The following is a 7,130-nucleotide window of genomic DNA, read 5'->3' as shown; positions in this document are numbered from 1 at the left end:
ATGACGCGACGACAGTCGACGAATGGTCTGAAAACAACAACGATAACTCTTAAACACTATGCGACGAAAATTCAAACTGAAGGTCAGCTATACCTTCAACGGCTGTTTTACCCTGCGTGCGGCTTCCGGCAAGGAGGCCGCACGTCTTGTTTCCGAACAATGCGGAACGGTTCTGAGTGCGATTCAAACGACTCTCGGCGAAGAATCCGAGGTAGACTGGCATTTCGACAAACATCCCCGGCTTGCAATCCGGGAAGTAATCGCTCTTCCGGAGACCCTTGACGGGGAGAAGCTGCCGCGCGTGCAGGTCTTTCACCCCGGGCAGCGTGTCTTCCGGAGCGATCCCGACTATGAAATGTCCGGTTGTTGTGTCGTCTGTTCGGGTAATGACGATAAGGAGACACCCTCCGACAAGGATCTTATCCTGATCTGCTGCTCAGACTCGGAAACTGAAGTCTATCCATGCGAACTACGTTCCATATCCGATAATCATTAAAGACACCTTCAAATGAACATGCAGGAATCCGATTTCCGGAGTGCGCTGGAAATCATCACCCGAAACAACAGAATCACTGTGTCGTTCAACACACCGATCGCCGACAACTACTCCCAAGTCTATCCGCTTCTTATCCATGAGAGCAACGCTTCGGTACTGAAACAGCTCCATGAGGCGGGCTTCTCGATGAGCATGACGAAAAAAGGACTGGAAGTGTCGAAGTATTAACCTCAAATAATCGCGCAATGAAACGCTATGAATTTTATCGGAATCAAAAAATTACTGTCATAGATTGCCGGTATTTCAGTTTTGAAGCCGAGAATCTCGAAACGGCAGTCCAGAAGATCAAGGATCTATGTGCTGACGGTCAACTCGATGAACTGTCAAATGATCCGACCTATCAGGAAGATGCTGCTTATCAGATTCCCGGAACGGAATATCCACTGGATATAGAAAACAATAATGGAGATCCTACGGTTATGATTTACTCGGCCGCAGACGGAAACTGCATCACGGACAACCTTCCGAAGAGAAGTATCAAATGCTTGTCGATGCCTGCGAGGCGTGGTGGAACAGACAATTCGCAGAGGAGCAAATCCGAATCCGGAAAGAGTCTGCCCAATGAATACCCGGAACAAACCCGATCTGCATTGCGGACCCCGACCTGATGTCCGCAGAAATACAATAACTCAAACCAAGAACATTTTAATGAACGAAACCATGAATTTACACGAATATTACCGTAACCATAAGGACGCGATCAACGCGTCGATTATGGATATTGCCTGCGATCTGGCCGTCGGACGGCTGCTGAACGCACACGGTGCACCTTTCGAAACATTCGTCGAAGCCGATGACCCCGACGATCCCGACGGCGGAACCCATTACAAGGAGGAATATCAAAAGGAATACGATACGTATTACGATAAGGAGTACGCCCGTGTCGCAAAGCTGATGAAATTCGACTATTGCCAAGAGGACGGAGTCGCGGCTTCGCCTGAAGATACGAACACCTAAACCATATACTTATATGATCGATATTCCTTTGTCCCTGCGCGTTCCACCGCAGGGACGCTATAACCGCGGTATTTATACCTGTTATGAATGTGATTTCGAACCGCCGCACTATACGTAGTACCTTGCATGCTGGGCCTTGCCGAGACCTCTGCCGGTACGATGGTCGTCTGGGAATGTCCCCGGTGCGGTCAGAAATGGATGTTTCACTATCGGGCCCAAAATTCCCGTGAAGCTCACGATTACGCCGCCCAGCTCCTCGCTTACCGCACTGGCGATCCCGATTGGCGTATGACGCTGAATCCCGACTGGATTGCGGTGCCGCGGCAGAAAAAAGAGTAACCCTAAAACCTGATCCAATGAAAATCTTTGAAAGAATCACAAAACGCTATGCGCTTCAGAATTACTATCTGCGGCGCAATTTCTATTGGCCGGATACGCTGCCGGAGATTCTCGATTATTGGCAGCAGCACAATGACCTGCCATTCCTCTACGGCGGCGATAACTGGCCGTATGATGCAATGTGCGAGCGGCAGCGCCGCAAGGGCGTCTATGCTTCGCAATACCTGACACCCGACCGCACGGCCTGCCAGATGGCGGCACTGGCCGTGCGATATTTCGACAATGACAGCCGTATCGTGGGCGCCGCGAACCTGAACCTGCTGTTGCAGCAGGCATTGAATCCTTCGGGGCCGAGCCTCGGCCGCGGAGGCTACACCTACCGACAGGGCGACCGCGTGATGCAGTTGCGCAACAACTATGCTAAGGAGGTGTTCAACGGCGATCAGGGTTATATCCGTGAGGTGGATACGGAGGACAGGATGCTGACGGTGGATTTCGACGGCAAGAAGGTCGAGTACGATGTCACGGAACTCGACGAACTGACGCTGGCCTACGCCACGACGATCCACAAGGCCCAAGGGTCGGAATATCCGATCGTGGTCATGCCGGTGCTGATGACCCACTTCGTGATGCTCCAGCGCAACCTGATCTATACGGGTATCACGCGCGCCAAAAAGATCTGCGTGCTGATCGGTGCGACGAAAGCCTTGGCCTATGCCGTCCGCAACGTGTCCGTGCTGAAACGCAATACGAGCCTTCGGGAGCGGTTGAATCCCTCCCTGACGACCGACGGGAAACTCCGGGGCTGAATCTTCGACAGGGCTGCCGTCATTTCCTCCGCCGGTAAGGCCGAAACCGCCGGGACAAAAAAGGGTGTCCTTCGAAAGAACACCCTGCGTCATGCGATGAAAACGAGCTATTTGGCAGCTGCCGCAAGCGACGTTTTCCGGAATTCCTTGAGTTTCTTCTCAAGCTCCAGCGACACCTTACGGGCGCGCAGTCCCGCAGCTTTGTTGTTTTTTCCCGCCTGAAGCTCTGCGTCGGTCTTGAATGCCGCATACAGCTCGTCGATAGTCTTTACCAGTTCATTCATGGTCGTATGGAATTTAGTAGTTTAACACGATCCAAAAATAGATATTTTTTCACAAAAACAGCTTTGTGATGCTATTTTTTTCGGCCGGTTCCCTCGGTGCACGGCATTCCATTCCCGAAAGAATTTTTCTGCGAGGCTCCTTCGGGTTCTGCATGCCGGGTTCATATGCGGTATATGTCCGTGCTGCCGGCTTACAACTCCAGATTCCACTGCCGTCTGTGCTCCAAGAACGCTTCCCGGGTTCTGTCGTCGAATTCCGAGAGATCCTTCTCCGTAAGGATTCCGTTATAGAAAAGGCTGAATACCGTCAAAGCATAGCGGGAGCCGTTCAGACCGTCATACTGACGACTTATATCTTTGTCGAATGTCTGTATGCTCTTATATATTTCCAAATATTTCTCATGGCAGGACTGCGCTTTTTCATCCTGCAGGAGTCGTTTGAGTTTCGCCAGAAAGGTACAGCATTCACGCTCCAAGGCCCGGCTTATGAGTGTTCGGGCAATTTTCTTTTGGCTTTTATCCAATTCTACCATACAGCTTTCGGAGATTATGTTTTTCAGGACTCCAAAATAATTATTTTCGGTCTATTAAAATATACAAACCGAATATCGGCCCGCGGGAAAAATTGCTAAAACGGGCGGCGATATAAGAAACGCAAATTCTCGAGGATGAACCGCCGGAAGCTGAAAAACCGGGGCACGGCTTGCTGCTTTCGAAAAGAATCCGTATTTTTATCCTGTGCAAAATACCGCAAGCACAATTTTGTCAGCTCCGGATACTGTTGGGAAACGGTGTCCGGAGTGTTTATACCGTCATATGGGAATACCGAAAACTCCCTCCAAAGACACTTTTCATCTACCCGTACAGGCCGTTGTGTGAGATCACGACAGCTCTCTTCAAAACATAAAAAATTCCGTCGTGAACAACGGAACGCGTCAGCATATCGGTACATCGTAAATTTCCATCTTTAGGATTCTCCGAAAGAACAGAGCCGTCCGGAGCGATATTTATCGTATATGCATCGGGGCGACACGTATAAAAAACGAATTTCGAGCGCGAGACAGCCGGGCATTTTATTCCCCCGAAAACAGGACATACAACTTTCCCGTTTTCCGGACATTCCATGTTTTTACCCGGCCTTTGCGAGTCTTCTTGCCATATGGCTAAATAATGAGCCGGTGCAGGCGATAGACGTAATAGTCTACGGCATGTAGGCCGGCCACGAAACCTTTTCCGTGTACCCTTGCTGCGAGTCCTGCGACGCCCGAAATCCCGTATGTGACGCAACACATTGATAAAACCGTGGCACGCAAGCGCCCATGGGCTCCGTGCCGGAACATGGATACGGTCGAGCGTGTCTTTTTGGCCTCCGGCAAGACACTGGTGAAACTTAAATCGGAATAGATATATTCACATTGCCATTGCCTGGCAAGTAAATTCTCCTCCCCACGGTTTAGGAATGTTTCATCCATGAATTTCCGAGAGGTGCCCGGCATATTCTCCGACTCCTTGCAGAGCAGGCAGGCCATGAAAACCGTTAGCAGTATGAATACCGATTTACGCATTCCGATAAACTGAATCTATTACAAAATTAACAGTTCGTATGGAACCGGCAAATTTTCCGGAGATATATACCGGAAACGAAGATGAATCCGACCGAATGCAGGATATTGCCGGATGCTTCGATCCGATTATACCCAGAAATGACGGGTTTCAATATGACATCGAAGCTGCTGCTTCCGATGTTTGTCACGGCAAAGATAAATGGAAATTACCTATCCTGCCGGTTGCCCCGGGAAAGATAATCCCGGGCCGGTCGGCCGTGCCTCCCTCTCCGGCTCCGGGACGGAAAAATCATCCTCGCCGGGGCTGCGGTATTTTTCCGTCCCTGCACCTGCGCCGCGGGCTTATGAATCTTCCCGAGGCAACCGATCCGTTCGGGATATAAAGCCTCATAACATATTATTCATTGCTTGCGCGATAAAAACAATAAAATTCGTGCGAGCAGAAAACACGTGAGACACACGGTAAAAACTGTTACATGTTATGCAGACTGCGAAAGCAAATTCGAAATCGAAGCAGAGCGGCAAGTCCGCAGTTCGGACGCCGGCCGTTTCCGAGGCCGTTGCGGCGCAAGCGCAAGACCCGGTTGCAGCCGGGAGTCCCGACATGAAACCCGCCGAACCGCAGGCAACGGATATCGGAGCTGTGAATCCTGTCGCAGAAACCAGTCCTGTCGAACAACCGGCAGTCCATCCCGAGACGGATGTCCGGCTGCTGGATCTGAACAAGATCGTCAATTCGACCTACAATCCCCGCAAAAACTTCCGCGAAGAAACGTTGCTGGAACTTGCCGAGAGCATCAGACAGTCGGGCGTACTGCAGCCTATCTGCGTGCGTCCGAGGGACGAGGGCTTCGAGATCGTCTACGGCGAGCGTCGCTACTGGGCTGCCGCCATGGCGAATCTGAAATTCATTCCGGCCCTGGTGCGGGATCTGTCGGACGCCGAGGCCGAGGATGCCGCCATCACGGAGAACCTGCAACGCGAGGACGTACGGCCGCGCGAGGAGGCCGCTGCCTACAAGCGGGCCTTGCAGTCGGGGCGGCATACGATCGAGAGTCTCGTGGGCAAGTTCGGCAAGTCGGAAGCCTACATCCGCTCGCGACTGAAACTCTGCGAGCTGATCGATGCCCTGGCCGGGATGCTCGACAAGGAGGAGATTTCGGTGGGCGTCGCTACGGAGATCGCCAAATATCCCGCCGACATCCAGCAGGAGGTCTACAACGATCATTTCGCCGAGGGGTGTTACAGCTCGTGGAAGACCGCGCGGATCAAGGAGATCGCCCGGCGGCTCTACGAGCGTTATATGACCAAGCTGGAAAGCTACAACTTCGATAAGACGGAGTGCCTTTCCTGCCAGCACAACACGGCCAATCAGGTGTTGTTCAAGGACGAATGTACGGGCGGTTGCGCGGGCTGCCAGAACCGCGAGTGCATGATCCGCAAGAACAACGAGTTTTTGGTACAGAAAGCCGTGAAACTCCTGAAGGACGACCCGCGTACGACGCTGGCTACGGGCGGCGAAACCCCTGCTGCGGTGCAGGAAGCACTCGAACAGGAGGGCTATCACGTCGAAGAGCTGGAATACAGCGTTTATCACTACGATAAAGGCCCTCAGATGCCCGACGCTCCACAAGCTGAGGAGTTCGAGTCGGAAGAGGATTTCACTGCGGCCAAAGAGGAATACGGGGCCGAAATGGCGGTGTTTGCCGAAGAAACACAGCAGTTGGAATTCGACATCTCGGAAGGACGGGTGCGCAAATACGCCATCATCGGCAACCTCGATATTGAAATCCGCTACGAAGAGATCGAGGACGAGGAGCGGGAAGTGACGGTAAACGAGGGGCAGGACGATGAGCATAAGGTCTTCGTCACCGTCGTCCCGCCTTCTCCGCTGGAAGGGCTGATGCAGCAGGATCGCCGCAACCGGGAAATCTGCTACGAGCATATCACGACCGATATGAAGCGTGTCTTTCTCGATGTGAAGGTTGCGAACAAGCCCTTGCAGAAAGAGGAGCAGCAGATGTTCTACTACGCCGTGATGCAGCGCGTAATGAGCGACTCGAAACTCCGTCAGTGCGGTTTCCGACCCAAGGAAGGCTCTTACCTGACTGACCGGGAGCAGTTCGCTGCGGCAGGACGCATTACGGTCAAGCAGCAGGCGGCGTTGGTCCGTGCGTTCCTCGTAGACTACTTCCGATCGGCAGCTCCGGAGTATGGATGTACGGACGAAACGCTCCTGACGGGAATGATGTGCCGCTTCGCGGATATGAACTTCACGGAGCAGAGCCAGAAGGTGCAGCAGGAGTATCTGCAAGTCTACGAGCGTCGCAAAGCCCGTCTTCAGGAGCAGATCGACGCTTTGCAGGCAAAAGCCGAGTCCGAAGAGTTGGCGGTCTCGATGCAGGAGGCTCCGGACGTCGAGCCTGAGGAGCTTCCTGACCTGCTGCCGGACGAGACGCCCGACGCAGAGCCGTCGCCGGAGCCGCTGATTATTCCGATGGATCCGGATATCGAACCCGATACCCGGATGCCTGAGGAGATGAAAGCAGCGGCATAACGATAGCGCGAACGAGATGTCCAACCGACGGAGCAGGTCATGCCTGCTCCGTCTTTGCATTAC

8 protein-coding genes and 1 pseudogene are annotated in these 7,130 nt (G+C 52.8%); 7 read left to right on the top strand and 2 right to left on the bottom strand.

Annotated elements, in window-relative coordinates; genetic code table 11:
- Positions 1–58 precede the first annotated feature (58 nt).
- The 5 genes and pseudogenes from HMPREF9720_RS15000 to HMPREF9720_RS05120 form a co-directional block, all read left to right on the top strand.
- Positions 59–496, top strand: a complete 438-nt coding sequence (locus HMPREF9720_RS15000; protein WP_009597163.1) for a hypothetical protein — start codon at positions 59–61, stop codon at positions 494–496.
- A gap of 12 nt (positions 497–508) precedes the next feature.
- Positions 509–724, top strand: a complete 216-nt coding sequence (locus HMPREF9720_RS05140; protein WP_009597164.1) for a hypothetical protein — start codon at positions 509–511, stop codon at positions 722–724.
- Between the two features lie 17 nt (positions 725–741).
- Entirely contained in the window at positions 742–1,164 is a 423-nt protein-coding gene (locus HMPREF9720_RS05135; RefSeq protein ID WP_019151264.1) for a hypothetical protein, read from the top strand.
- Positions 1,165–1,216: 52 nt separating this feature from the next.
- The gene (locus tag HMPREF9720_RS05130) at positions 1,217–1,513 is read left to right on the top strand and encodes a hypothetical protein (RefSeq protein ID WP_026318695.1); all 297 of its coding nucleotides are present in this window, start codon (positions 1,217–1,219) and stop codon (positions 1,511–1,513) included.
- A 632-nt stretch (positions 1,514–2,145) separates the two neighbouring features.
- Positions 2,146–2,661: pseudogene (locus tag HMPREF9720_RS05120) on the top strand (ATP-dependent DNA helicase); the annotation flags it as partial.
- 107 nt (positions 2,662–2,768) lie between these two features.
- On the opposite strand, the gene HMPREF9720_RS05115 reads toward HMPREF9720_RS05120, so the two are convergent.
- Together HMPREF9720_RS05115 and HMPREF9720_RS14995 are read right to left on the bottom strand one after the other, a co-directional pair.
- Complete coding sequence (locus HMPREF9720_RS05115; RefSeq protein WP_009597166.1) at positions 2,769–2,945, bottom strand: histone H1; 177 nt, start codon at positions 2,943–2,945, stop codon at positions 2,769–2,771.
- A gap of 191 nt (positions 2,946–3,136) precedes the next feature.
- The gene (locus HMPREF9720_RS14995; protein WP_015545962.1) at positions 3,137–3,478 is read right to left on the bottom strand and encodes a hypothetical protein; all 342 of its coding nucleotides are present in this window, start codon (positions 3,476–3,478) and stop codon (positions 3,137–3,139) included.
- Between the two features lie 1,070 nt (positions 3,479–4,548).
- Here HMPREF9720_RS14995 and HMPREF9720_RS15375 point away from each other — a divergent pair.
- On the top strand, positions 4,549–4,893 hold the full coding sequence (locus HMPREF9720_RS15375; RefSeq protein ID WP_139022462.1) for a hypothetical protein: 345 nt from the start codon (positions 4,549–4,551) through the stop codon (positions 4,891–4,893).
- A 98-nt stretch (positions 4,894–4,991) separates the two neighbouring features.
- Complete coding sequence (locus HMPREF9720_RS05100) at positions 4,992–7,067, top strand: ParB/RepB/Spo0J family partition protein (protein ID WP_009597167.1); 2,076 nt, start codon at positions 4,992–4,994, stop codon at positions 7,065–7,067.
- The last annotated feature ends 63 nt before the right edge of the window (positions 7,068–7,130 follow it).

Source organism: Alistipes sp. HGB5, from assembly GCF_000183485.2.
GTDB classification, from domain to species: domain Bacteria; phylum Bacteroidota; class Bacteroidia; order Bacteroidales; family Rikenellaceae; genus Alistipes; species Alistipes finegoldii.
This window is presented reverse-complemented; position numbering and strand designations above follow the sequence as displayed.